Here is a 24029-nt window from a genome sequence, read left to right on the forward strand (position 1 = left end):
TGCAGCCCTAGGAAGGACGAGTACCGGCGCGGAGCGAATTTGACATTCGTGAGCACCGGCACGCAGGACTGACAAAGAATGCGAGGGTTTGTCTACACGCTGAAGCCCCGCTCATGAGCGGGGCTTCCTCTTACTCTTCTTCAGCGTACTTTTTCTTACGTCTAAACTTACTTAAGATTTCATACACGATTGGCACGATGACCAATGTGAGAAGTGTAGAACTTGTTAAACCGCCAATAACGGTGACGCCAAGTCCTTTTGATACGATCTGACTTCCGCCTTCAAAACCTAATGCGAGTGGCAGCAATGCACCAATTGTCGCAAGTGCCGTCATTAAGATTGGACGTAATCTTGTTGTACCTGCTTCAAGTAAGGCTTCTCTTGTTGAAAGTCCTTCTTTTTCTTTATGAATCACTCGGTCAATCAAGACAATGGCATTTGTTACAACGATTCCGATCAGCATCAGCAATCCAATCATGGCATTTAAACTGATGGTTTCTTTCGCTACAAACAATCCAACGAGTGCACCAATAATCGTAAATGGAAGTGAGAACAGAATCGCAAATGGTGCAAGACCTCCGCCAAATGTAATGACGAGAACGAGGTATACAATAGCAATCGCTGCAAGCATTGCGAGTCCTAGCTGTGTAAAGGATTCCTCAATATCCGCACTTACACCACCTGTATCAATCGTAACGCCAGATTTTAAATCAAGCTTGTCAACTTTCTTCTGGACATCTTGTGTCACACTTGATACGTCGTCTGTTGTCATGTCACCAGATACTTCAGCGTAAATCTTCCCATCACGCTTTGTCACAGTGTTTGCTGTTGTGCCATCTTTCACTTTCACCACATCGCCAATTCGGACTTGTTGTCTTGTTGGTGTTGTGATCTTTTTATTCTCTAGATCTTTTTTACTCTTGTATTCATCTTTTTCCGTTTGAAGCTTCACATCTAGTTCTTTGCCGTCCTCTGTTACTTTCGTCAACGTTGTTTCATTACTTTGAGGAGCGATCGCCTGTGCGATTTGTGAAGCGGTCAAGCCTAGTTTCGCCAGTTTTTCTTGATCTGCATTAAACGTATATTCGTCATACTTCTCAGATAAGCTTGTGCTGACGTTTTTCAAGTTCTTCTCATCTTTTAAAATGTTCTCGACATCTTTGACTGTGCCTTCAATATCACTTGCTTTGTCACCGTACACATAGTACGTCACTGTATTGCTTGCGCCAGCAGATGAGAAGTCTTGTGATTTCCATTCCCCTTTAGACGTTTTGTCTTGAAGGGCTTTAACCACACGATCTTTTTCTTTATCAAAGTTCGGTGTGTCATCGTCGTATTGTACGAAGAATAATGCACCGTTAGAGTTTCCACCAACACTTGCTGTCAGTGCATTTGAAGAGCCTAATGAATATTGAACCGTATTGACATGATCCCGTTTCATTAAGTAATCTTCTGCCTTTTTCGTTTCAGCAATGGCTTGTTCTCTCGTTTGTCCAGGCTCTGGCGTGTATGTCACCATTGCCGTTTTTTCTGCTTCCTGTGGTAAGAAGCTAACACCGACAAGTGGTGCGAGGAATAAGCTTCCGACCAGCATCAAAATCGCAATTCCTGACGTGATCCATTTATGGTTCAATGTCCAATTGAGTACACGTCTATAACCACCAGCAAGTTTGCTTGGTTTGTGTTCTTTTACCTTTTTCGCTTTGCCGTACAGGTTCTTTTTAAATAGGCTGTGAGCCATCATTGGAACGATTGTAATGGCGACAAGTAGTGAAGCCATTAGAGCAAACACAATGGTTAATGCAAATGGGATGAATAGTTCACCAATCATTCCACCCACTAGCGCTAATGGCAAGAATACCGCAATTGTGACAATCGTCGAAGACATAATCGGAATAAACATTTCTTTTGTTGCTTCTCTAACGAGTGCTTTGCCTTTTAACGGTTCATCTTTTAACGCCATTCGTCGATAGATGTTTTCTATGACGACAATCGAGTCATCGACAACACGTCCAATGGCGACTGTCATGGCACCAAGTGTCATGATATTTAATGTGATATCTAGCTGATTTAATAATAAAACAGCAATCAACAGGGATAACGGAATAGAGATGACCGAAATTAATGTTGATTTGATATCTCGAAGGAACAACATGATGATAATGATCGCAAAGATTGCTCCGATGATCGCCTTGTTCAGCATTGTGCTGACGGATTCTTTAATCGGCTCTGCTTGATCATATGTCGTGCTGACTTTGATTCCTTTATTGTCTTTTTTGAATGTTTCAAGTTCTTTTGTGACTGCTTCTGCTACACTCACTGTGTTGGCATCAGAGCCTTTGACAATTTGCAGACCGATACTGTCTTTTCCGTTCGTTCTAGAAATCGATTCTGCATCTTTCACGACTTTAATATCTGCAATCTCAGAAAGTTTGATCGTCGGCAGCTCTACAGATTGACCGCTTGCTGCACCTGCACCAGTTTGCTGCTGAGCTGCTGCCTGCTGCTGACTTGCACTTCCAGCCTGTTGATCAGCACCTTGAGCTCCTGCATTTCCTGAGCCGCTAGAAGGCGCTCCAGCTCCTGCGCTTCCCGCACCGCCGCTTGCACTTGGTGTAACAGGAATTCGCATGTTTTTCAAATCTTTAACACTTAAAATATTGCCATCCACTACGACTGATTTTTGCTTGTTGCCAAATGTGTATAACCCTAAAGGTACATTGACATCAGAGCCTTTAATCATGTTTTGGACAGTTTCTTCATCTAAACCATATTCCTTTAATTTCTTTTGTTTAAAAGAAAATTCTACTTCTTTGATTTGTTGTCCAGAAGCTTCGACAGAAGAGACACCATCTAAGCCTTGAAGAGAAGGAATAAGGTCATTTTCCACTTTTTGTGTCAGGTCTTGTAATGATTCTTTATCACCAGAGACACTAAGAGCTAAGATTGGAATCGCATTGATGCTAAAACGTGCGATTTTTGGTTTTTCTGCATTTTCTGGGAAATTGATATTGCTAATGGCATCTTCAATTTCCTTCTTTGCTTCATCCATATCTTTATTGTAATCGTACTCGATTTGAATCGATGAGGCATTTTCAAAAGAATTAGAAGTGACCACATTCACCCCATTGAGATTTTGTATCGACTTCTCAATTGGATCTGTCACCTTATCTGATACTTCGTCCGGCGTTGCGCCAGGATACGTTGTAGAAACCGTAATGACTGGAGTGTTGATATTTGGGATTGATTCTTGTTTCATATTCAATCCGGCATATAGACCAGCAACTGTTACGATAATCGTCATGAGCCATACAGCGAACTTGTTCTTTAATACAAAATTGATGATCGAATTCATTATGTCCTCCATTTTCCTTTATGTATTGACTGACTGGTCATTCTATATCATAATAAACGGTGATATACAATGCCGTCAACCATTTCACTTGCGTTTGACGTAACATTCTAAAGCTGAAGGGGCCTTATTTCATGAACGAAAAAAAAGAAAAGATCATTAAAGCAAGCATTCAGTTGTTTGCGAAAAAAGGTTTTTCTTCTACGACCATTCAGGAAATTGCAGATGAATGCGGAATTTCTAAAGGTGCATTTTATTTGCATTTCAAATCAAAAGAACAGCTTTTCAACAGAGCGTTTGAATATTATATCGACACGTCTATGCAAAGTATTGAAAAGATTCGAAAAGAAAATCAACATCTTGCGCCTAGAGATATCTTTCAGAAACAAATCGCTGAACAGTTCCAGCACTTTGCTGAGAACAAGGATTTTATCATTTTGATCCTCAGCGAGAACATTATTCCGGAAAACCAGCAAATTAAAAAGTATTCCAAAACGGTTAAAAAACAGATGAATGATGAAATCCAAATTTCTATTTTGACCACGTATGGACAGGAGATCGAACCATATATAACTGACCTGTCAGTCATGATTCAAGGAATTATCCAATCTTATGTGCAGGTACTGCTTTTGCAAGATCAGATGCAATTATCATGTGATGAGCTCTCATCCTTTATTCTCGACCGATTTGATGATTTGGTGCATGGGCTTCTCCGTTCTCATGCGAAGCCGATTCTGAAGCAAAACATTTGGGATGATGAAGCGCCAAATGCCGCTACTCTTCAAGAAGAGCTTCGATTGTTAAAATCTGAGCATCTGCTTTCGGATGATACCCTTGTATCCATTGAAGTTATTGAAGAAGAATTGGCCAAAGATGAGCCTCGCAAGCCGGTCATTCAAGGGATGCTGACAAATTTAGAAACGTGTGAGGACTCCGCTGTCCAAAGAGCTGTGGAACAATTAAAGCTATTCCTCCAATGACAATACGTGGCGATGTTCACTTTAGTTCACCTTTATCCCCTTCGAATATGTGCTAAAGCTTATGCTTCATTATAAAAAAAGAACCAATGAATTGATATACGGCGGTGGTCTGAATCTGTGATAAGACCCTGTCATATCCATCAACAAAAAAACCGACTCTTCCATGAGGCGGTTTTTTGCGATTTATCGTTTTTTGATTTCTTCAAGAAGAATCTTGTTGACCATCGGCGGGTTTGCTTGGCCCTTCGATGCTTTCATGATTTGTCCGACTAAGAAACCAATCGCGCGGTCTTTTCCATTTTTGAAGTCTTCAATGGATTGCGGGTTGTTATCAAGAGCTTCTGTGACAAGTTTGAGCAGTGCACCTTCGTCAGAAATTTGGACAAGTCCTTTTTCTTTGACGATTGTTTCTGCGTCGCCCCCATTTTCGATAAGTTCTTTAAATACCTTTTTGGCAATCTTAGAAGAAATCGTTCCTTTTTCGATAAGCTTGATCATGCCAGCCAGTCCTTGCGGCGTTAGCTTCGTATCTTCCAGCTCTTTTTGAGCCGAGTTCAAGTAGGCAGATACTTCACCCATGAGCCAGTTTGATGCTTGCTTCGCTTCAGCACCTTCTGAAATGGTCGCTTCAAAGAAATCAGACATTTCTTTTGTCAGCGTCAGTACCATTGCGTCATATGCAGGAAGTCCAAGTTCATCAATGTAGCGTTTGCGGCGCTCGTCTGGAAGCTCTGGAATGGATGCTCTTACGCGTTCTTTCCACTCGTCATCAATATACAGCTCCACTAAATCTGGTTCTGGGAAGTAGCGGTAATCATCAGAACCTTCTTTGACACGCATGAGGATCGTCTTTTTAGACGCTTCGTCATAGCGGCGAGTTTCTTGTTCGATCAATCCGCCAGAAAGCAATACTTGCTCTTGGCGTTTTTCTTCGAACTCAAGACCTTTTTGGACGAAAGCAAATGAGTTTAAGTTCTTCAGCTCTGTTTTCGTTCCAAACTCTTCACGGCCAATCGGACGAAGAGAAATGTTGGCATCACAGCGCAGTGAGCCTTCTTCCATCTTACAGTCAGAGACGCCTGTATATTGAATAATGGATTTTAATTTTTCTAAGTAAGCATACGCTTCTTCTGGCGTACGAATGTCAGGCTCAGATACGATTTCAACAAGTGGTGTACCTTGACGGTTGAAATCGACGAGTGAATAACCGTCGCCTGTGTGCGTCAGTTTTCCTGCATCCTCTTCCAAATGAAGACGTGTAATACCAATTCGTTTTGTTTTGCCGTCTACTTCAATTTCAATCCAGCCGTTTTCACCGATCGGTTTATCAAATTGAGAAATTTGATACGCCTTTGGGTTATCAGGATAGAAATAGTTTTTACGGTCAAATTTTGTATCAGTTGCAATCTCACAGTTCAGTGCCATTGCTGCTTTCATCGCAAAGTTCACCGCTTCTTTGTTCAGCACAGGCAGTACGCCAGGATAACCAAGATCGATGACACTTGTTTGCGTATTGGCAGCCGCACCAAAAGGCGTCGGTGAGCTTGAGAAAATTTTTGATTGTGTTTTGAGCTCTACGTGGACTTCAAGTCCAATTACCGTTTCAAAGTTCATTCTGATTCACCCCTTACAGTTCAGGTTTTGCTTTATGATGATCTGTTGCTTGTTCGAAAGCGTGAGCCACGCGGTAAACGGTTCCTTCATCAAAGTGTTTACCGATGATTTGCAGTCCTAACGGCAGACCATTTGCAAATCCACAAGGCACACTGATTCCTGGAACGCCTGCAAGGTTAACAGGGATCGTTAAAATATCGTTTGCATACATTGTGAGTGGATCGCTTGTCTTTTCACCAATGTTAAATGCCGGAGTTGGTGTTGTTGGTCCTACAATGACATCATACTTTTCGAAAACATCTTCAAAGTCTTTTTTGATCAGCGTACGGACTTTTTGTGCCTTTTTATAGTATGCATCGTAATATCCTGAGCTTAGAGCGAATGTGCCAAGCATGATGCGGCGTTTGACTTCGTCTCCAAAGCCTTCAGAACGGGTATTTTTATATAAATCAATCAGGTTGTCTGCATTGTCTGTACGGTAGCCATAGCGAATACCGTCAAAACGCGCAAGGTTTGCAGATGCTTCTGAAGATGAAAGCAAGTAGTAAGTCGCAAGCGCATATTTAGAATGCGGAAGAGACACTTCTTCCCATGTTGCACCAAGTCCTTCTAATACTTTCAACGCTTGAAGAACAGACTCTTTTGCTTCTTCGCCAACACCTTCACCAAGATATTCTTTTGGCACAGCGATTTTCAAGCCTTTGATGTCTCCAGTTAATGAAGAAAGAAAATCTGGGACATCGACATTTGCACTCGTTGCGTCCATTTGATCAACACCAGAAATCGCTTGAAGAACATATGCATTGTCCTCAACATTACGCGTAATCGGCCCAATTTGATCTAATGAAGAAGCAAATGCGATTAAACCGTATCTAGATACACGGCCATACGTTGGTTTAAGACCAACAACACCACAGAATGATGCCGGCTGGCGAATGGAGCCGCCTGTATCTGATCCAAGAGAGAATGGTACTTCTCCAGCTGCAACAGATGCTGCTGAGCCACCACTTGACCCACCTGGAACTGTGTTTAAATTCCACGGGTTCTTCGTTGCTTTGAAGCCTGAGTTCTCCGTAGAAGATCCCATCGCAAATTCGTCCATGTTTAATTTACCGATTGTGACAGCTTCCGCTTCTCTTAAGCGGTTCACAACGGTTGCATCGTAAATAGGATCGAAGTTTTGCAAGATTTTACTTGATGCCGTTGTACGTAAATCTTTCGTCACGATGTTATCTTTGACACCGATCGGCATACCGAACAATAGACCAAGCTCGTCCATTTCACCAACGGCCTCGTCTAATTCCTTTGCGTACGCACGTGCTTTCTCTTCGTCCAGCGCTAGGAATGCTTGTACTTTCCCGTCTACTTCATGGATTCGTTTATAAGACTCGTCCACTAAATCAGAAACAGACAGTTCCTTTTTATGTAAAAGCTCTTTTAATTCAGAAATTTTGTGGTCAAACAGTGACATGCCTCAGGCCTCCTTTAGTCCAAAATTGATGGCACACGAATATAGCCGTCTTTATGATCAGGCGCGTTTTTGATGACTGCCTCAATGGAAAGACCTTTATTCGGAACATCTTCTCTCATGACGTTTTTCATTTTTAATACGTGTGTTGTTGGTTCAACGTTTTCCGTATCTACCTCGTTTAACTGCTCTGCAAATGAAATGATGCTATCAAGCTGTTCTGTAAACATCTCAGCTTCTTCTTCTGTAATCGCAAGCCGTGCCAAATGCGCAACATGCTTTACTTCTTCTATTGATATTCTTGACATGCAGGTTCACCTCCAAAAATGATACGTGTTCGTGGTCATGATCATAAGTCATATACACTTTATCATATCAAATTTTACTGTTCTAAAGCAACTTTACGAGGTCGCCCAGAAAGGCTTTGTCCACTATTGTCAAAAATATTCATCAAGGTGACTTTTTATTTTTCAGAAAATTTTTTCTTTTATTTAATTGAGTAAGCGTTTACATATAGACGCTTATCACGCATAGACGTATTTTTTTGTCTGATGAGGATGTTTAAGAAGGTTGATCACTTGGGAATACTCTGATAGGTTAAGTAACCATAGCAGTGAGCAGACAGTTCAATAGGCTGTTCTTTGTATATTTTGATTGAGGTGATGTCAAATTAATACGAAAAAGGTGATATGGAAACATGAGTATTGAGATTGTAATTTCTCTATCTATTTATTTTATTGGAATGCTTGCCATTGGCTGGTATGCATTCAGAAAAACAAACGACTTGAATGATTATATGTTAGGCGGACGCGGGTTAGGTCCTTATGTAACGGCTCTATCTGCTGGTGCAGCTGATATGAGTGGGTGGATGCTGATGGGGCTTCCAGGCGCTATGTATACAACTGGTCTTTCATCTGGATGGCTTGCTGTTGGGTTAATTAGTGGGGCTTACTTAAACTATCTATTCCTAGCGCCACGATTGAGATCGTATACAGAAGTTGCTGATGATGCGATTACCATTCCAGACTTTTTTGACAAACGGTTTAAAGACTCATCTACTTTATTGAAAGCTGTCTCAGCTGTCATCATTATGATTTTCTTTACGCTTTACACCTCATCAGGTATGGTATCAGGCGGACGCTTATTTGAATCAGCGTTTGGTGCTCATTATATGTTTGGTTTAATCTTAACTTCTAGTATCGTGATTTTGTACACACTATTCGGCGGCTTTTTGGCAGTTAGTTTAACTGATTTTGTTCAAGGAGCTATTATGTTTTTAGCATTAGTGCTCGTGCCGATCGTTGCCTTTACTCAATTAGGTGGACCTGTTGCCACATTCAATGATATTCAACAGATTGACCCTAAATTGCTTGATATTTTTAGAGGAACGAGCGTCATTGGCATTATTTCCTTCCTCGCTTGGGGACTCGGTTACTTTGGACAGCCGCACATTATTGTTCGCTTTATGGCGATTACGACTGTAAAAGATTTAAAGCCAGCACGTCGTATAGGTATGAGCTGGATGATTGTGTCTGTCATTGGTTCACTATCTGTCGGTTTAGTCGGCGTGGCGTATGTTCATGAAACAAGCACCACTTTGGCAGACCCAGAAACCATCTTTATTGTGTTTTCTAAAGTGTTATTCCATCCATATATTACTGGATTTTTACTTTCTGCCATTTTAGCTGCGATTATGAGTTCAATTTCTTCTCAGCTGCTTGTCACTGCAAGTGCGATGACAGAGGATTTATACCGTACATTCTTTAGAAGAAAAGCCTCTGACAAAGAACTTGTGATGATTGGACGTATCTCTGTACTAGTCGTAGCGATTGTTGCCATTTGTCTCTCTCTAAACCCAAGTGATACTATTCTTGACCTTGTCGGTTATGCTTGGGCTGGGTTTGGATCTTCATTCGGTCCAGTCATCTTGTTATGTCTATACTGGAAACGAATGAATCATCATGGCGCTTTAGCCGGAATGATTGTTGGGGCTGTTGTCGTTCTCGTTTGGATTTCAACAGGCTTAAACAACACGACTGGATTGTACGAAATGGTTCCTGGATTTATTTTAAGTGGTTTGACTGCTATTATTGTCAGCCTCTTAACAAATAAACCGTCTAAAGCTTCTAAAAAGCTATTTAGCAAAATGGAAGACCATCTCGAAGAAGAAACAAAATAACTAGACATGAGGAGTCATCTGCATTATGCGGATGACTCTCTTTATTTTTAAATAAAATGCTTTTCTTTCTCCCGTTTCTGAATAAAATAGAAGTTGTGCAGCCATATGGACTGTGAGAAGATCATATACATGATGTGAAACGTACATGAAGTGAAAGGAGCGATACGCATGTTTTGGACAATTGAATGGGATACGGTCTTAAAATTAGCCGTTGCCACCTTAATCGGTTTGATCATCGGTCTTGAACGCGAACTTAAGAAAAAGCCGCTTGGGCTGAAAACGTGTATTGTCATTGCTGTCAGCTCCTGCGTATTAACCATCATCAGCATTGATGCAGCCTACAATTTCCCTCGAGTCTCTAAGCTTCAAATGGACCCACTCAGGTTACCGGCGCAAATTATATCTGGTGTTGGTTTTATTGGAGCAGGTGTGATTCTTCGCAAAAGCAATGACGTCATCTCAGGACTTACGACATCTGCGATGATTTGGGGAGCAGCAGGACTTGGGGTTGCAACAGGTGCAGGTTTTTATAAAGAAGCCTTCCTCAGTCTTTTCTTTATTCTCGTCAGTGTGGAATTTTTACCTTGGCTCTTCCAGCGGATTGGACCCATTCGCTTACAGGAAAAAGAAATCCGCATCAGAATGTCACTTTCTGATCGAAACCGCATGACAGAGATTTTAAAAGAAATGAAAGCACTCAATATTCGCATTCATTCTGTACGTATTGATGATTTAAAGGAAAAAGACTATCCGATCATGGAAGTACGTGTTCGCGTACATAAAGACCGCTATACAACCGATGTGTACTTTGATATTAAAGATTTAGAAGGCGTTGTTGGTGTGAAGTGTGATACGGTTTAGGATAAAAAGCCCCTTGCTATGTGAAACAGCAAGGGGCTTTCTATTTATGTTGTTAGCTGATGAAAGTCAAAAGGCGTAATTGGGGTTTTGTCCTCAATCTCCTTTCGAAAACGCGCCAGCATGGCACTTTCGTCAGCGCTTAGTGTTCGGAGATCAAATGCTTGATGTAAAAGCCCATAAATAAGCATATGACGCAGCATAAGGAAATCTGGTATTGTCGCCAGCCATGCGTCATCAAGCTCATTCTCCTGTCGATAGCCTTTGAGAAAATGGCTCATAAATTCACCCGTAAATTCAGCTTTATCCTCATACGGAATCACCGGATACCAAAGAACGTTGTATAGCAAAATGCTTATATCATTGATAAACCAGTGATACCCACAATCATCAAAATCAAATGCAATGATTTCTCCCTGATGATAATGGAAGTTCCCGTGATGTAAATCCGCATGCACCAGTCCATAGACATCCTTGGATATTCGGAGCTGGTGAAGCTTTTGCATCAGTTCATCTTTTCTCTGCAACACAACCGTTTGATCAGAAGGAATATACGTTTCAAGCTTTAATTGCTCCTCCTCATACCACTCTTGACGCTTATAGCGAGGATCTTTCACTTGATATTGTTTAGTCGTTTGATGCATACGCCCAGTATAGGCTCCTAACGCTTGAAACAACTGTCCATTCCAATCTGCTTCGGTCACTTTTCTGCCGGGCGCCTTTTCGTACACTCTCAGCAAAAAAGCGCCTCCTGCTTGATCGGGAATCGCTTCAACATCTTTTCCTCTTGCGGATAAAACCGGTTTAGCTACTGAGATTCCATGTTGAGATAAATACCGAATCCAGTCCATTTCTCCTAGAATATATGTGCGGGAGCGGCGAATGGTATGGGTAATTTTCAATATATAACTTGACCCTTTTTCATCCGTATATTCATACACATAATTTTCTGCATCGGCTAGAAATGTGACCTGTTCTGGCTGAAAATGATAGAGTAGAGCCGCTTTCTTTAAGACCATTTGTTCATCGTATCGTGCTTTTACTTCTTTATGCATGCTGATTCTCCTTTTATCGTCTTTTTACTTATACATGACGGTAATCAGCATTTATACGAGCATCAACATACCTGCCTTTCCTTTTGGTTTCTTCACATACTTTGACAAAAGTTGAAAGATTCCTCTAATTAGAAATAAAAAAACCGCCAAAAGGCGGTTTTCAGATGGTTGACAAAGGGCGAAAATGAACTTGATTTTAACCCTTTGTCTTCTTTTCAGCGTGATAGAAAACCTTTGCAGTCTAGGAAGGACGAGTACTGGCGCGGAGCAAATTTCACATTCGTGAGCACCAGCACGCAGGACTGACAAAGAATGCGAGGGTTTGTCTACACGCTAAAAACCGCCAAAAGGCGGTTTTTATTTAGTCATATATATGGACCGTTGGTTCTTTGTCTTCAGCATTTTTTGTGATGAGGGCTTCTTGCTGATCAGAAGAGGTGATGTTGATTTCTATATTGGTGCTCTTATAGTAATCCATGACTTCACCTGTTAAGTATTGCGTAAATGCCACGACTTCTGTTTTTCCGTAGAATTGCATTGGAATTTCTACTTTCATTTTTTGCAAGTTTCCGTTTTTATAGAAACCTTTGCCTACCACACCTGTGTAATTCGGGAAGTAGTCTTCTACCTTTGTCTTGAAGCGGTCAAATCGCTCTGAATCATCTTTGTAGCTGCTCTTGGCATTATCTGAAGGGAAGAAGACATTCTCTTCTTTAATCGTATCCCAACTACCAATATCAGCTGATCCTGCTTTTACATCGGTTTTAGCGATGAAGTTTCCTGGAACAATAGATGATTTTGGTGCTTGTTTATAAAGAGCAATCATGACTGGGACTTTTTGCAGTCCGTCCATTTGACGAAGGCGTTTAATGACTTGTTCCGCAATTTTTTCGCCCTCTGCTAAAAGTTTCTTTGAATTCTTCGATGAATCGATGGTCACCTCTTGCTGAGGATCCCCGATATTTTCGCGATAATAATAGACAGAGTTAAGCGCAAGACCGATGACAACCCCGCCAAGCTGTAAGCTATTTTTATCTTTTCTGATTAAGTAATTATGTTCTAGCATGGAAGCTAAGTAGATTGGACTATTTTCATTTTTTGACTTTGTTGAACCTGAGTTTGGAAGAGCAGGGTTTAAGCCTAAGTTCTTAAAGTCTTTGTCTTCTTTTTCAGCTTTTTTCAGATCACTGCCTGTTTTTTTGCGGGCAAGCCAGCTGAGAACAGTATCTTCATCTAAATGCTGTCCTTCTTGGAACAGATAATCATTTGTATTGAATGATTCTGTTGCCAGGCGCATGAGTCCTGTTTCAAATTCATCAATGTCTAAGCGTGTATTGAGACGCTCTGCTGTTAGTCCTCTTGCCGCTCCTTGTTTAAACGGCAGCACCATTTTGTAATAGGAATCAGAGATGTTGTACATTGGGATGATCGCTGTTTCTTTCGTTTCATCCGTTTTTTGTGTGACCTCTTCCTCATCCTTTCCCCCAAAAGGTGCACACGCTGACAATACCAGTGTGAGCATTGTCAGCAGCAATAGCAACTTTTTCAATAGAAAACACTCCTCTTATTTCTTTAGCTCCTCGAGCATTTTGGCTTCGTCCCAAATTTCAATATTGAGTTCTTCTGCCTTTGTCAGCTTACTTCCAGCTGCTTCGCCGGCAATGACTAAGTCTGTTTTTTTACTTACGCTACCTGCTAACTTGCCGCCTAATGCTTCGATCGCTGCCTTTGCATCATTACGAGACATTTCTTCTAATTTCCCCGTCAGCACAATCGTTTTTCCTGCAAAGTAGGAATCACTTTCTTCTACTTTCACCGGTTTTGGCCCTGTGTAGGTCATATTGACCCCAAGTTCTTTTAGTTCATTTAGCAGATCTAGTATTTCTTCTTTCTCAAAGTACGTGACGACTGCATCGGCCATTTTTTCACCAATTTCATCTACTTCAAGTAATTGTTCTTTCGTTGCTTGTTTTAACTGATCGATATCCTCAAAGTGCATGGCCAACGTCTTCGCTGCTTTAGAACCAATAAATCGAATACCAAGTCCAAATAATAAACGTTCAAGAGAGTTTTCTTTCGATTGCTCGATCGAACGCAGTAAATTATCGACTGATTTTTCGCCCATTCGTTCTAGCTGAATCAACTCTTCTTTTGTTAAACGGTAAAGGTCTGATACACGAGAGACAAGCTGTTCTTTGAAAAGTTGTGTAATGACTCGCTCTCCTAGCCCATTAATATTCATCGCATTACGAGACACAAAGTGAATGAGTCCTTCACGTATTTGAGCGGGGCATTGTGGATTGATGCACCGAAGCGCCACTTCTCCTTCAATTCTGACCAGCTCACTTTGACACTCTGGACATTCAGTCGGCATGTGAAACGGCTTTTCTTCTCCTGTTCGCTGATCAACTAGGACACCTGCAACCTCTGGGATAATATCGCCCGCTTTTTTGACAATCACTTGATCAAAAAGGCGGATATCCTTCTCTTTGATCAAATCTTCATTATGAAGAGAAGCACGTTGCACTGTCGTCCCTGCCACTTTTACAGGCTCAAGAATCGCTGTTGGGGTGATGACGCCAGTACGCCCCACACTTAGTTCAATATCAATCAGCTTCGTCACGACTTCTTCGGCCGGAAATTTGTACGCAACAGCCCAGCGTGGACTTTTTGCTGTGAAGCCTAGTTCTTCTTGCTGAGCCAGTGAATTGACTTTAATAACAATGCCATCGATTTCGTATGAGAAATCAGCACGCTTTGTTTTCAGTGTTTCAATGAGGTCGATCACTTCTTCAATGGTTTGGCACATCCGTCTTTCTTTGTTCGTTTTAAAGCCAAGCTCATCGAGAAGATCAAGTCCTGCGCTTTGCGTTTCAACACCAATTTCATCAAGCTCCGCTATACTGTAGACGAAGATATCAAGGTTTCGTTTCGCTGCAATTTTCGTATCGAGCTGACGAAGTGAGCCAGCAGCCGCATTACGCGGGTTCGCAAACGGCTCTTCTTCGTTTTGTAATCTTTTTTCGTTAAGGGCTTCAAAAGAAGGTTTTGGCATAAATGCCTCGCCTCTCACTTCAATCGACAGAGGCCGATTGATTTTGAGCGGGATGGAACGAATGGTTTTGAGGTTCTCGGTAATATCCTCACCTGTTGTCCCATCACCCCGCGTGGCACCCCGGACAAACACGCCATTTTCATAACGGAGAGAAACAGCGAGTCCGTCAATTTTCAGCTCGACATTGTAAGCGATGTCGTCACCGACTGCCTGACGAACCCGGCGGTCAAAATCAAGAAGGTCCTGTTCATGAAACGCATTGCCGAGACTGAGCATCGGTGTACCGTGACGTACTTTTTGGAAGGCGTCTAAAACAGCACCTCCTACTCTTTGCGAGGGTGAATCCGCTGCTTTTAAATCAGGGTATTCTTCCTCCAGAGAGATCAGCTCACGCATCCGCGCATCATATTCAGCGTCAGGAACACTTGGACGATCCAGTGTGTGATATTCGTAGTTGTATTGATTCAAAATCTGGTGTAGTTCCTCGATCCGGCGTTTCGCTGCTTCTTTATCCATCTGCTTCTTCCTTTCACTTCATCCGTTTTGTCAGTCCTATCAGTTTATTGCTTTTCGATTGGCGCAAATGCGGCAAGGAGACGCTTAATGCCTGTAGGGCTTGGGAAGGCAATATCAAGCTCTGTACTATCCCCACTACCTTTTACACTCACAACCGTGCCAACGCCCCATTTTTTATGAGCGGCTTTATCACCGACAGCCCAGCCAATGCTGCCGCCGCCTGTGTTTTGAATGGTTTGCGTTTGGGGACGTGAGACAGGCCCTCGTCTTTGCGGTCTTTCTCTCGTTTGGCCAAACGGTGTTTTCGTTTCTTTTTTCTCATTTAGGTTGTCCAATAAATCAGCTGGTATTTCTCTGATAAATCGTGATTCCAGATTCATGTTCGTCCGGCCGAATAACGTTCTCATCTTCGCACTTGATAAATAAAGCTCTTCTTCGGCCCGAGTGATCCCCACGTAAGCAAGACGGCGCTCTTCTTCCATCTCGGCATCTTCCATTAATGAACGGCTGTGCGGGAAGACGCCTTCCTCCATGCCCATTAAGAACACAACAGGGAATTCAAGTCCTTTTGCTGCGTGAAGCGTCATTAAAATGACCGCATCCTGATCTTCTTCCTCAGCCTCATCCAGCTTATCAATGTCTGCGACGAGGGCGAGGTCTGTCAAGAAGGTGACAAGTGATTTATCTTCATTTTGTTCTTCAAAGTTTTTAGTGACCGATAGAAACTCGTCAATATTTTCTAAACGGCTTTGTGCTTCAATCGTTTTTTCGATCTTCAGCGCTTCACGGTAACCTGTTTTCTCTAGGATCTCTTCCGTTAATTCTGTGACAGATAAATAATCCTGCATATTTGTCATTTGATCAATGAGCTGTTTGAATTCATCAAGCGCATTGGCTGCCCTTGCACTGAGTCCAATGAAATCTACCTGAGCAAGTGCTTCAAACATAGACAGGTCATTCATCTCCGCATATGCCGCAATCTTATCAACAGAAGTTGCACCGATTCCGCGCTTTGGTACGTTCACAATTCGTGCAAAGCTAATGTCATCATCTGGGTTAGCTACTAGGCGTAAGTACGCCAAAATGTCCTTGATCTCTTTTCTATCATAGAACTTCGTGCCGCCGACAATGTTGTATTGAATGTTTGACTTCAATAATGTTTCCTCTATGACACGAGACTGCGCATTGGTCCGATAAAGAATCGCAAAATCGGATAATTTACGCTTGCCGCTCTGATGCAGCTGATGAATCTTTCCAGCAACAAATTGTCCTTCACCGAATTCATTATCTGCACGGTAATAGGCAATCTTCGCTCCTTCGTCATTTTCTGTCCAAAGGTTTTTTGGCTTACGGTTTGAATTGTTTTGAATCACCGTGTTTGCGGCATTCAGAATACGTTTAGTCGATCTGTAATTTTGCTCAAGCAAAATTACTTCACTGGACGGATAATCTTTTTCAAAGGAAAGAATGTTTGTAATATCCGCTCCACGCCAGCGATAGATAGACTGATCCGAGTCACCGACCACACATATATTTTGAAAACGCTGAGCGAGCAATTTCACAAGCATGTACTGCGCTCTGTTTGTATCCTGATACTCATCGACATGAATGTATTGGAATTTTCGCTGATAGTGTTCTAATACTTCAGGGATCCGCTCAAACAGACGAATCGTCATCATAATAAGATCATCAAAATCGAGTGATTGGTTCTTGAGTAATCGTTTTTGATAATCTGTGTAGACGTCGCTGACCACTTGATCATAGAAATCACCAGCAGTTTTAGCGTATTCCTCTGCGTCAATGAGTTCGTTTTTTGCACTACTGATTGAACCTAAAATGCTACGTGGATCAAACTTTTTAGGATCGATATTTCGTTCTTTTAAAATGTTTTTAATGACTGAAAGCTGGTCAGATGTGTCTAATATAGAAAAGTTGCGATTCACACCAATACGGTCAATATCGCGGCGTAAAATGCGCACACACATGCTGTGGAACGTAGAGATCCAAATGTCATCCGCACCAGGCCCTAAAATGGCTTGTACACGCTCACGCATTTCTCTTGCTGCTTTATTTGTAAAGGTAATCGCTAAAATATTCCACGGTGCCACATGCTTTTCTGCCATTAAATACGCAATTCGATGCGTGAGCACTCGTGTTTTTCCACTACCTGCTCCTGCCATCAGTAGCAACGGCCCGTCTGTTGCTTTGACCGCTTCTTTCTGCGCGTCATTCAGCCCTTCTAATAGATGATTCGATATTTCATTCATTTCATTCACCGCCAATTCGAACTTATGTTCTATTTTAACCCGTTTCGTCTTGTTTGACTATGATGACTTTTTCACTGCGTCGACTGTCTTTAACGCTTCTTTAAAATTGTCATAAATGACGTTTCCCACTACGACAACGTCTGCATGCTGTGCAAAGTCTTTCGCCTGCTCTTTGCTTTCAATACCGCCGCCATAAAATAGAACCGTTTCATGTAGCACTGCTTTGGTTTCTTTCACAAGCTCTATGTCTCCAAGCGTCCCGCTGTATTCTAAGTAAAAGATGGGCAGTTTCATCAAGTGCTCTGCCACTCTCGCATATGCTCTTACGTCATCTATATCCAGTGCCGTATTTGCCTCTGTCAGCTTAGCCGCTTTACACTCTTCGTTTAAGATGACATATCCTTCCGGCACAATCTCTTCCATTGACATCAAATCACCGTATTCCTTCATCGCATCCTTATGCAGACCAACAATCCAATCAGGATGAGCGCTGTTTAACACAGTGGGGATAAAATACAAGTCAAAGCCAGGCACAATCATCTCATGTGTCGAGATTTCAAGAACACATGGCACAAGAAAGCGGCGCACCTTTGACATCAGTTGCAGCACGTTGTCTTCTGTCACATTGTCACTGCCGCCAATTAAAATGGCATCCGTACCGGATTCACAAATCGCTTCAAGTTGTTCATCGGAAATCTCTTTATTTGGATCGAGTTTAAAGACATGCTTCCACTCGGTAACATCATACATGAAAAACGTTCCTCCATTCGTTTCATTCCATTTAAATATTATAACAAAATCAGACACCGCAAAAAATGGGTAACCTCCTTCAGCTAAAAGTTTCATTCTTTTGAAAATAGTCGATTTTCACTTTAGGCGAGGTGAATGGAGACTATATGAAAGCTCCACTTCAAGAGGAGCTGAGGGAGATCAATAGATGCGTGCTGAACTGAAATGAGAGCTACTTCATCTCATCACATGATATTATACATGAAAGGAACATTTTACTATCGACCAAGCAGGTGAATGATTTGAAAAGAACCATCACATATGATCAAACGATCGACATCGGATACATCTATCTCATCCCGCCTCGAATCGGGACAATCAAAGAAACCATTGAATTAGACGTGAATGAATGTGTGATCGTAGACATCGACAAAGAGGGCCGAGTGGCTGGGCTGGAGTTATTTGCAGAAGAAGCCAAGGTGTTGAAGCACACACCCGTTTATGAGGACGAGCTTTCGTTACGTTTTACGGATCAGGAAGTTCTCTCAACCTATCATTTATCGGGCATTGAATTTCTTTTCTCGACGCCTGATCACGAAGGATTGATCGGTTTTACGATTGTCGATCCTCTTCGATATCACATCAAAAAAAAGACAAGAAAAAACCGTTTTGAATGGTCAAAACGGTTTTTCTAAACTATTGTCTCACTTCATTAAAATAATGAACAGATGTCATGGCCCCTTCATCGACCATCTTATTGTCTTGAATATCTAACGGATCAGGGTGACCAGCTTTTTCAGGAACCTTTTCATCTGAGCGGAACATGCTTGCCCATTTTTTGAGATGCTGTTTATTTTTCACTGCTAATAACACTGCACCACCAACCCCTAATCCTGCAAGTACATACGCATTCGGACGCTTATTCATGTATGTTCCCTCCCCTTATGATCTTATTTGTAAGTTACCCCGCCTTTTCATTTCTAAACGTCACAATCTGTTGAAGTGGTTTCTCTTTCAATGAAAAGTGGAATAACAACAGTAATGATAGAGAAAAGAGGGGATTTTCGTGACAACAACTTTCATTGTCATTGGCGCATTATTAGTGATTTTTTTCATCATACCAATCATTTTATTCATCTGGATTTGGATGCGAGATGAAAAACAGGAAGAGCATTCTGTCCTACGAAATTATCCGGTCATTGGAAAGCTACGGTTTATTTTTGAAAAAATAGGACCTGAGCTTCGTCAATATCTGTTTCTAAATGATCGAGAGGAGCTTCCTTTCTCAAGAAGAGAATACGAGCAAGCTGTCATGTCTGGGAAGTACAAAAGCCGGACAATGGGCTTTGGATCAAAACGTGATTTTGACAAGCCTGGTTACTATATTCGCAACGTCCTATTTCCAAAGCAGCGAGATGAGTTACGCATCGATCAATCTGAAAAAATCCAAACAAAAGTGTATCAGATCGATCAAGACAATTTACTGAGAAGAAGTGAACACACGAAAGAAGTCGAAGCAAAACCTTACTATCTCCATCAAGACGATGTACAAGTGATAGGCGAGCACACATGTCAAAAGCCTTTCCGTGTAAAAGGCCTGATTGGTCAGTCAGCCATGAGCTACGGATCTTTAGGAGACAGGGCCATTACAGCATTATCCTCAGGATTAAAGATGGCTGGCGGTACGTGGATGAACACAGGTGAAGGCGGGCTTTCTCCCTATCACCTCAAAGGCGGAGCCGATATTATATGCCAGATTGGGCCTGGTCTATTTGGCGTGAGAACAGAGGATGGCGCATTTTCATTTGAAGAGTTTAAGAAAAAAAGCGAGCACGAGGAAGTCAAAGCCTTTGAGCTGAAGCTGGCTCAAGGAGCTAAAACACGCGGCGGACATATTGACGGTGAAAAGGTCACCGAAGAAATTGCAAGCATCCGTAAATTGCCGCCCCACCAATCCATTGACAGTCCAAATCGATTTGAGATGTTCCATTCCATTCCTGATATGTTTGATTTCATTGAACAGTTGCGAAGTATAGGCGGAAAGCCAGTCGGCATCAAGCTTGTGGTCGGACATAAAGAAAACATTGAGGAACTTGCAGCGTACATGAAAAAAAGCGGAAAGCATCCTGATTTCATTACAGTAGATGGCGGAGAAGGCGGCACTGGTGCATCCTTTCATGAATTGGCAGATTCCGCAGGGCTGCCGATTTTCACGGCACTCCCAATGGTTCATCAAATATTGAAGGAATACGGTGTCAGAGATCAGGTAAAACTCTTTGCTTCTGGCAAACTTCTCTCACCTGATAAAATTGCGATTGCCCTTTCCATGGGTGCTGACTTTGTCAATATCGCACGGGGACTCATGTTTTCAGTCGGATGCATTCGCGCACAAGTGTGCCATACGAATAAATGCCCAGTCGGGGTTGCCACCACAGATCCAAAGCTGCAAAAAGGTTTATCCATTGAAGAAAAGAAATACCGAGTCTGTAATTATATCCTTTCTCTTAGAGAAGGTTTGTTTAATTTATGCGCAGCAGCTGGAATCGAATCACCTATTCATTTTAACGAAAAACATATTATTTTTAGACAAGAAAACGGCCAGACAAGTGAAGTCCCTATGTTCTCAGGCACAGAGCAGTCTGTCTAGCTTAAAAAGGTGCGTTTCCGCACCTTTTTTCGTTGACATTCTTGCTCAATCACGTATAAAGAACTTAATAGATCTTTGATAAGGAGAAAGAGTATGCGTGAAAAAAAGGTCCGCGGTATGAAACGAAAGACTCAACAGATCATAAAAGAAATGAACGCAAATACGCAGTCGTTTCCGGCGAATGTTTCTGACTACTGGCACCTTCCTCTACCAGCGGCTTATGATTTTATGACTTCCAACAGAACACCGAAAAAGATCAAACGTCTATGCATTCAAACTCTATTGAATAGAGCTGAGCATCTCATTGATTTGAAACCAAACGACGGGGACATATATCGTGTCGTGGTCGCAGTCGATCTGCCTGGATTATGGCATTCACAAATCATTGTGTTTAAAGGGGATTCTTATGTGAAAGATTTCTTCAACAGACAAGATGAGTATCAGACATGGCTTCCCCTTTCTGATCAGAGAAATATTCAAAAAGAATGGGATTTATCTGTTGCGCAAAATATGCGAACCATCGGTTTTAAGGAAGTGATCACTGATGACGATGAAGTGTCCTATGAAGGTGAACGATGGTTTATGGGAGAACTTGATGATATCAAATAGAGCCATTTCAACTGAAATGGCTCTATTTGTTCAACTTCAAAACGACAAATCATAAAGAATGTCTGCAGTGAAAGCTACTTTATTTTGTTTCGTCCGTTGCTTGTTGCTCTGCTACGCGGTCAAGTGCCATCGTATAGGCATCATTTCCGTAGTTCAAGCAGCGTTTGACACGTGAGATAGTGGCTGTACTTGCACCTGTTTCCGTCTCAATTTTATGATACGTATTTCCCTCGCGAAGCATACGCGCTACTTCAAGACGCTGTGATAAAGATTGGATTTCATTGATGGTGCACAAATCATCAAAAAATCGATAACATTCTTCCAGGTCTTTAAGGGATAAGATGGAGTTGAATAGCTGATCTAAGCTTTTGCCCCTTAATTTATCAATTTGCATCTTTATACATCTTCTCCTTTACTATTGGCACACCGCTCCGCACTGACTTTTCCGAGAAAGCGGTATCTTTCCTGACTCATTTTTTTCAACCTCAGCAATGAGCTTTGAACGAATCATGACAGGTTTGGTTCTACGCTGAAAATGCCATCAGGTTCTTTCGTAAGCCGAAGCTTCTTTATCGTAAACAAATTCGACAAGTTTTGTCATATTCCTTGTGCGACAATCTGACAAACTTGTTTGCCTCCGATATCTAGAACACTTCTGCTCTGTTAAGTCTTTCCCTAAAAAACAGTATGTGTAGAAAGCTTGGCGAGACGACAAACCTGCGCCCCGCCTTGCTTAATTATTCAAAATATGTTGGTCGGCCAGCGTAACCGACAGATTCATTTTACAATTGGGCACTTCATTCGTCATGTCAAAGCCCTATGCTTTGTCACCATATCTAGCAGCGAAGAGATCTTTTGCTTACTCCTGCCCTATAACAGCGGTCAGAAATCTAGCAAATATGATACAGCTCCACTCTGTTATATTTTAACGCATTATAGACGGAAAGAGTACAGTTTTTTTCATGACATCAAATATTCCTCTTGGTGTCACTCGAATATACGGCAAGTGTGTGCTTTGGAAAAAGACAAGTGTATCAATCGGGCAGTCAAATGGATACCCTCGCTCAATGAGTAGCTTGCGTAACGTTTGCTCCTGCTGAAGAACCGTTTCAAACGGTTCAGCTGATGCACAGCCTGATAATTGCAGCGGGATTTCATGCAAAATCTTTCCGTTTTCTGTGAGCACAATTCCACCGCCAATTTCTTTCATTCGCTTATGAGCGAGCATCATATCATCTTTATTTTTCCCAATCACTAAAATGTCACCAGTGGTTGAAAATGAGCTGACAAACCCTTGCACCTTGTTTGCAAATCCTTTTAACATTGTGTTCACGCGCCACTCGCCTTTTCGATCAATCAGGCTGAAGAAGCTTTGATCATGGTCACAGGACAGCTGATTGACAGAGTTATCAATCTCCACTGTATAAGGCTCCATGATGACAGCATTGCGCATTTTGACACCAAGAGGCATTGAGAATTGCAAGTCACTCATTGTCAGGTCATAGCTTAAATCTAATGGTTCAAGCCCACCATTTTCCCATTTTGTCTCTTGGAATTGATGCTGGTTCTCCCCCTCTAATTTCAGGATTACCCCTTTAGAAATCACCGTTTCTGGATTTGGATTCATCGGATCATCTAAAATATTCAAAGAAGCCAATCGGCCAGGACCGACCACGCCTAATAAGTCATCAATTTGATAGTATTTCGCAATGTTAAAAGTCGCCATATTGTACGCATCAATAGTAGGCACGCCTTCTTCAAGGGCAATGGAAATGAGACGATTGATCATGCCTTCTTCATAAAAGTGAGGCGCTGATCCATCTGTTGTATAGAAAAAGTGATCGTAGTGCCTAAAGTCACGCTCATGCAATTCCCTTAAAATGTTCACTAAATCTGGGCGGATGGAAGAATGACGCAAGGACACATGATAACCTAGAGACAAGCGTTTGAGCACATCGTCTGCATTCATTGCTTCATGATCACTGTCCGCTCCAAACAGCTTCATTTTTGTTAGCGTTTTCTCAGAAGCCCCAGGGAAATGCCCTTCAATTCGTTTTCTCTGCTTCTTCGTTTCTTGCATGCAATATAAAATGAGATCATCACCGTCCATTAATCTTGGCCAGCTCGTTAATTCGCCGCCTTGAAGGACGTCGGGATGATCAATCCATTCTTTCCGATAGTTAATAGGAAGCATCTCATCTTCATACCTGACCTCGGTTTGAAGATCGTATCTGGACCACCAGAAGTACTGAAATGGCTGCTTTTTTAATTCACACAGAGTGGAAAGCGCTTTCTTTTCGTTGCTTTGCAAAAGAAGAAATAAGTTATCGCTGACCATCGTTGTTGTGCCAAATTGAGACACATATTCTGCAAGTGATTGGGGATTATAAATATGGAACGGATGCGCGTGAGGTTCAATATACCCCGGCACAATGTATTTACCTTCACAATCAATCACACGTTTAGCTGATTTATTTTGAGGAAGCTCTGCTCCGACATAAACAATTCGATCATCATGTATCCAAATATTTGCCTTCACCCATTGCTTCAAAAACGGGTTTAGCACGAGTCCATTCGTTAAAAGGAGTGTTGGAACTATTTTTGAGTCGACTACATCGATTTGTGTGCGGATGTCATTGTTTCTCCAATTAAAAGTACGTTCGGACATTCACATACTCTCCTTCATTTGTATTAGCCCTA

The 24029-nt window shown here is 41.8% G+C and carries 18 protein-coding genes; 6 read left to right on the forward strand and 12 right to left on the reverse strand.

What is annotated here, in order from left to right; translation table 11 throughout:
• Nucleotides 1-130: 130 nt before the first annotated feature.
• Nucleotides 131-3355, reverse strand: coding sequence for an efflux RND transporter permease subunit (locus MHH23_RS17695; RefSeq protein WP_326116660.1), 3225 nt, complete (start codon nt 3353-3355; stop codon nt 131-133).
• A gap of 131 nt (nt 3356-3486) precedes the next feature.
• On the opposite strand from MHH23_RS17695, the gene MHH23_RS17700 reads away from it, so the two are divergent.
• Nucleotides 3487-4332 (forward strand): TetR/AcrR family transcriptional regulator, encoded by an 846-nt coding sequence (locus MHH23_RS17700; protein WP_017359798.1) that lies wholly within the window; start codon nt 3487-3489, stop codon nt 4330-4332.
• A 183-nt stretch (nt 4333-4515) separates the two neighbouring features.
• On the opposite strand, the gene gatB is transcribed toward MHH23_RS17700, so the two are convergent.
• From gatB to gatC, 3 genes are read right to left on the reverse strand one after another with little or no spacing between them, the layout of a single operon-like run.
• Nucleotides 4516-5946, reverse strand: a complete 1431-nt coding sequence (gene gatB, locus MHH23_RS17705; RefSeq protein ID WP_007496855.1) for an Asp-tRNA(Asn)/Glu-tRNA(Gln) amidotransferase subunit GatB — start codon at nt 5944-5946, stop codon at nt 4516-4518.
• Nucleotides 5947-5959: 13 nt separating this feature from the next.
• Complete coding sequence (gatA, locus tag MHH23_RS17710) at nt 5960-7417, reverse strand: Asp-tRNA(Asn)/Glu-tRNA(Gln) amidotransferase subunit GatA (RefSeq protein WP_327872508.1); 1458 nt, start codon at nt 7415-7417, stop codon at nt 5960-5962.
• A gap of 14 nt (nt 7418-7431) precedes the next feature.
• Complete coding sequence (gene gatC, locus MHH23_RS17715; protein WP_003213898.1) at nt 7432-7722, reverse strand: Asp-tRNA(Asn)/Glu-tRNA(Gln) amidotransferase subunit GatC; 291 nt, start codon at nt 7720-7722, stop codon at nt 7432-7434.
• 389 nt (nt 7723-8111) lie between these two features.
• Between gatC and putP the strand changes: the two genes are divergently transcribed.
• Together putP and MHH23_RS17725 are read left to right on the forward strand one after the other, a co-directional pair.
• Nucleotides 8112-9593, forward strand: coding sequence for a sodium/proline symporter PutP (gene putP, locus MHH23_RS17720; protein WP_061418249.1), 1482 nt, complete (start codon nt 8112-8114; stop codon nt 9591-9593).
• 168 nt (nt 9594-9761) lie between these two features.
• Nucleotides 9762-10454 carry an MgtC/SapB family protein gene (locus MHH23_RS17725; protein ID WP_008344247.1) on the forward strand — a complete coding sequence of 231 codons (693 nt, stop codon included), beginning with the start codon at nt 9762-9764 and terminating at the stop codon, nt 10452-10454.
• A 44-nt stretch (nt 10455-10498) separates the two neighbouring features.
• Here MHH23_RS17725 and MHH23_RS17730 read toward each other — a convergent pair whose 3' ends face one another.
• The 5 genes from MHH23_RS17730 to MHH23_RS17750 form a co-directional block, all read right to left on the reverse strand.
• Nucleotides 10499-11506: a phosphotransferase enzyme family protein gene (locus MHH23_RS17730; RefSeq protein WP_046527516.1), complete on the reverse strand. Its 1008-nt coding sequence runs from the start codon at nt 11504-11506 to the stop codon at nt 10499-10501.
• A 361-nt stretch (nt 11507-11867) separates the two neighbouring features.
• On the reverse strand, nt 11868-13055 hold the full coding sequence (locus MHH23_RS17735; protein WP_008344253.1) for a CamS family sex pheromone protein: 1188 nt from the start codon (nt 13053-13055) through the stop codon (nt 11868-11870).
• A 15-nt stretch (nt 13056-13070) separates the two neighbouring features.
• Nucleotides 13071-15077: an NAD-dependent DNA ligase LigA gene (gene ligA / locus MHH23_RS17740; RefSeq protein ID WP_340959958.1), complete on the reverse strand. Its 2007-nt coding sequence runs from the start codon at nt 15075-15077 to the stop codon at nt 13071-13073.
• Between the two features lie 44 nt (nt 15078-15121).
• On the reverse strand, nt 15122-17344 hold the full coding sequence (gene pcrA, locus MHH23_RS17745) for a DNA helicase PcrA (protein ID WP_047946451.1): 2223 nt from the start codon (nt 17342-17344) through the stop codon (nt 15122-15124).
• A gap of 57 nt (nt 17345-17401) precedes the next feature.
• The gene (locus MHH23_RS17750; protein ID WP_041506655.1) at nt 17402-18094 is read right to left on the reverse strand and encodes a heptaprenylglyceryl phosphate synthase; all 693 of its coding nucleotides are present in this window, start codon (nt 18092-18094) and stop codon (nt 17402-17404) included.
• Nucleotides 18095-18366: 272 nt separating this feature from the next.
• Between MHH23_RS17750 and MHH23_RS17755 the strand changes: the two genes are divergently transcribed.
• Entirely contained in the window at nt 18367-18768 is a 402-nt protein-coding gene (locus MHH23_RS17755) for a DUF2283 domain-containing protein (protein ID WP_337903072.1), read from the forward strand.
• Between the two features lies 1 nt (nt 18769).
• Here the strand turns inward: MHH23_RS17755 and MHH23_RS17760 are convergent, their stop codons facing one another.
• The gene (locus tag MHH23_RS17760; protein WP_017366762.1) at nt 18770-19000 is read right to left on the reverse strand and encodes a hypothetical protein; all 231 of its coding nucleotides are present in this window, start codon (nt 18998-19000) and stop codon (nt 18770-18772) included.
• 139 nt (nt 19001-19139) lie between these two features.
• Between MHH23_RS17760 and MHH23_RS17765 the strand changes: the two genes are divergently transcribed.
• Nucleotides 19140-20720 carry an FMN-binding glutamate synthase family protein gene (locus MHH23_RS17765; RefSeq protein WP_144716641.1) on the forward strand — a complete coding sequence of 527 codons (1581 nt, stop codon included), beginning with the start codon at nt 19140-19142 and terminating at the stop codon, nt 20718-20720.
• A 93-nt stretch (nt 20721-20813) separates the two neighbouring features.
• Complete coding sequence (locus tag MHH23_RS17770) at nt 20814-21329, forward strand: DUF3916 domain-containing protein (protein ID WP_025206871.1); 516 nt, start codon at nt 20814-20816, stop codon at nt 21327-21329.
• Between the two features lie 79 nt (nt 21330-21408).
• Here the strand turns inward: MHH23_RS17770 and MHH23_RS17775 are convergent, their stop codons facing one another.
• Both MHH23_RS17775 and MHH23_RS17780 read right to left on the reverse strand, forming a co-directional pair.
• Nucleotides 21409-21723 (reverse strand): YerC/YecD family TrpR-related protein, encoded by a 315-nt coding sequence (locus MHH23_RS17775; RefSeq protein WP_007496879.1) that lies wholly within the window; start codon nt 21721-21723, stop codon nt 21409-21411.
• A gap of 531 nt (nt 21724-22254) precedes the next feature.
• Nucleotides 22255-23997: an adenine deaminase C-terminal domain-containing protein gene (locus tag MHH23_RS17780; protein WP_058336462.1), complete on the reverse strand. Its 1743-nt coding sequence runs from the start codon at nt 23995-23997 to the stop codon at nt 22255-22257.
• Between the last annotated feature and the right edge of the window lie 32 nt (nt 23998-24029).

This window comes from Bacillus sp. FSL K6-3458 (assembly GCF_038005045.1).
Lineage (GTDB): Bacteria > Bacillota > Bacilli > Bacillales > Bacillaceae > Bacillus > Bacillus altitudinis.

Coding starts and splice junctions, on each gene's coding strand:
- MHH23_RS17695 (WP_326116660.1), bottom strand. CDS start 3,355: ATGAATTCGATCATCAATTTTGTATTAAAGAACAAGTTCGCTGTATGG.
- MHH23_RS17770 (WP_025206871.1), top strand. CDS start 20,814: ATGCGTGAAAAAAAGGTCCGCGGTATGAAACGAAAGACTCAACAGATC.
- ligA (WP_340959958.1), bottom strand. CDS start 15,077: ATGGATAAAGAAGCAGCGAAACGCCGGATCGAGGAACTACACCAGATT.
- gatC (WP_003213898.1), bottom strand. CDS start 7,722: ATGTCAAGAATATCAATAGAAGAAGTAAAGCATGTTGCGCATTTGGCA.
- pcrA (WP_047946451.1), bottom strand. CDS start 17,344: ATGAATGAAATATCGAATCATCTATTAGAAGGGCTGAATGACGCGCAG.
- MHH23_RS17780 (WP_058336462.1), bottom strand. CDS start 23,997: ATGTCCGAACGTACTTTTAATTGGAGAAACAATGACATCCGCACACAA.
- MHH23_RS17730 (WP_046527516.1), bottom strand. CDS start 11,506: ATGCATAAAGAAGTAAAAGCACGATACGATGAACAAATGGTCTTAAAG.
- MHH23_RS17760 (WP_017366762.1), bottom strand. CDS start 19,000: ATGAATAAGCGTCCGAATGCGTATGTACTTGCAGGATTAGGGGTTGGT.
- MHH23_RS17750 (WP_041506655.1), bottom strand. CDS start 18,094: ATGTATGATGTTACCGAGTGGAAGCATGTCTTTAAACTCGATCCAAAT.
- MHH23_RS17725 (WP_008344247.1), top strand. CDS start 9,762: ATGTTTTGGACAATTGAATGGGATACGGTCTTAAAATTAGCCGTTGCC.
- putP (WP_061418249.1), top strand. CDS start 8,112: ATGAGTATTGAGATTGTAATTTCTCTATCTATTTATTTTATTGGAATG.
- gatA (WP_327872508.1), bottom strand. CDS start 7,417: ATGTCACTGTTTGACCACAAAATTTCTGAATTAAAAGAGCTTTTACAT.
- gatB (WP_007496855.1), bottom strand. CDS start 5,946: ATGAACTTTGAAACGGTAATTGGACTTGAAGTCCACGTAGAGCTCAAA.
- MHH23_RS17700 (WP_017359798.1), top strand. CDS start 3,487: ATGAACGAAAAAAAAGAAAAGATCATTAAAGCAAGCATTCAGTTGTTT.
- MHH23_RS17775 (WP_007496879.1), bottom strand. CDS start 21,723: ATGCAAATTGATAAATTAAGGGGCAAAAGCTTAGATCAGCTATTCAAC.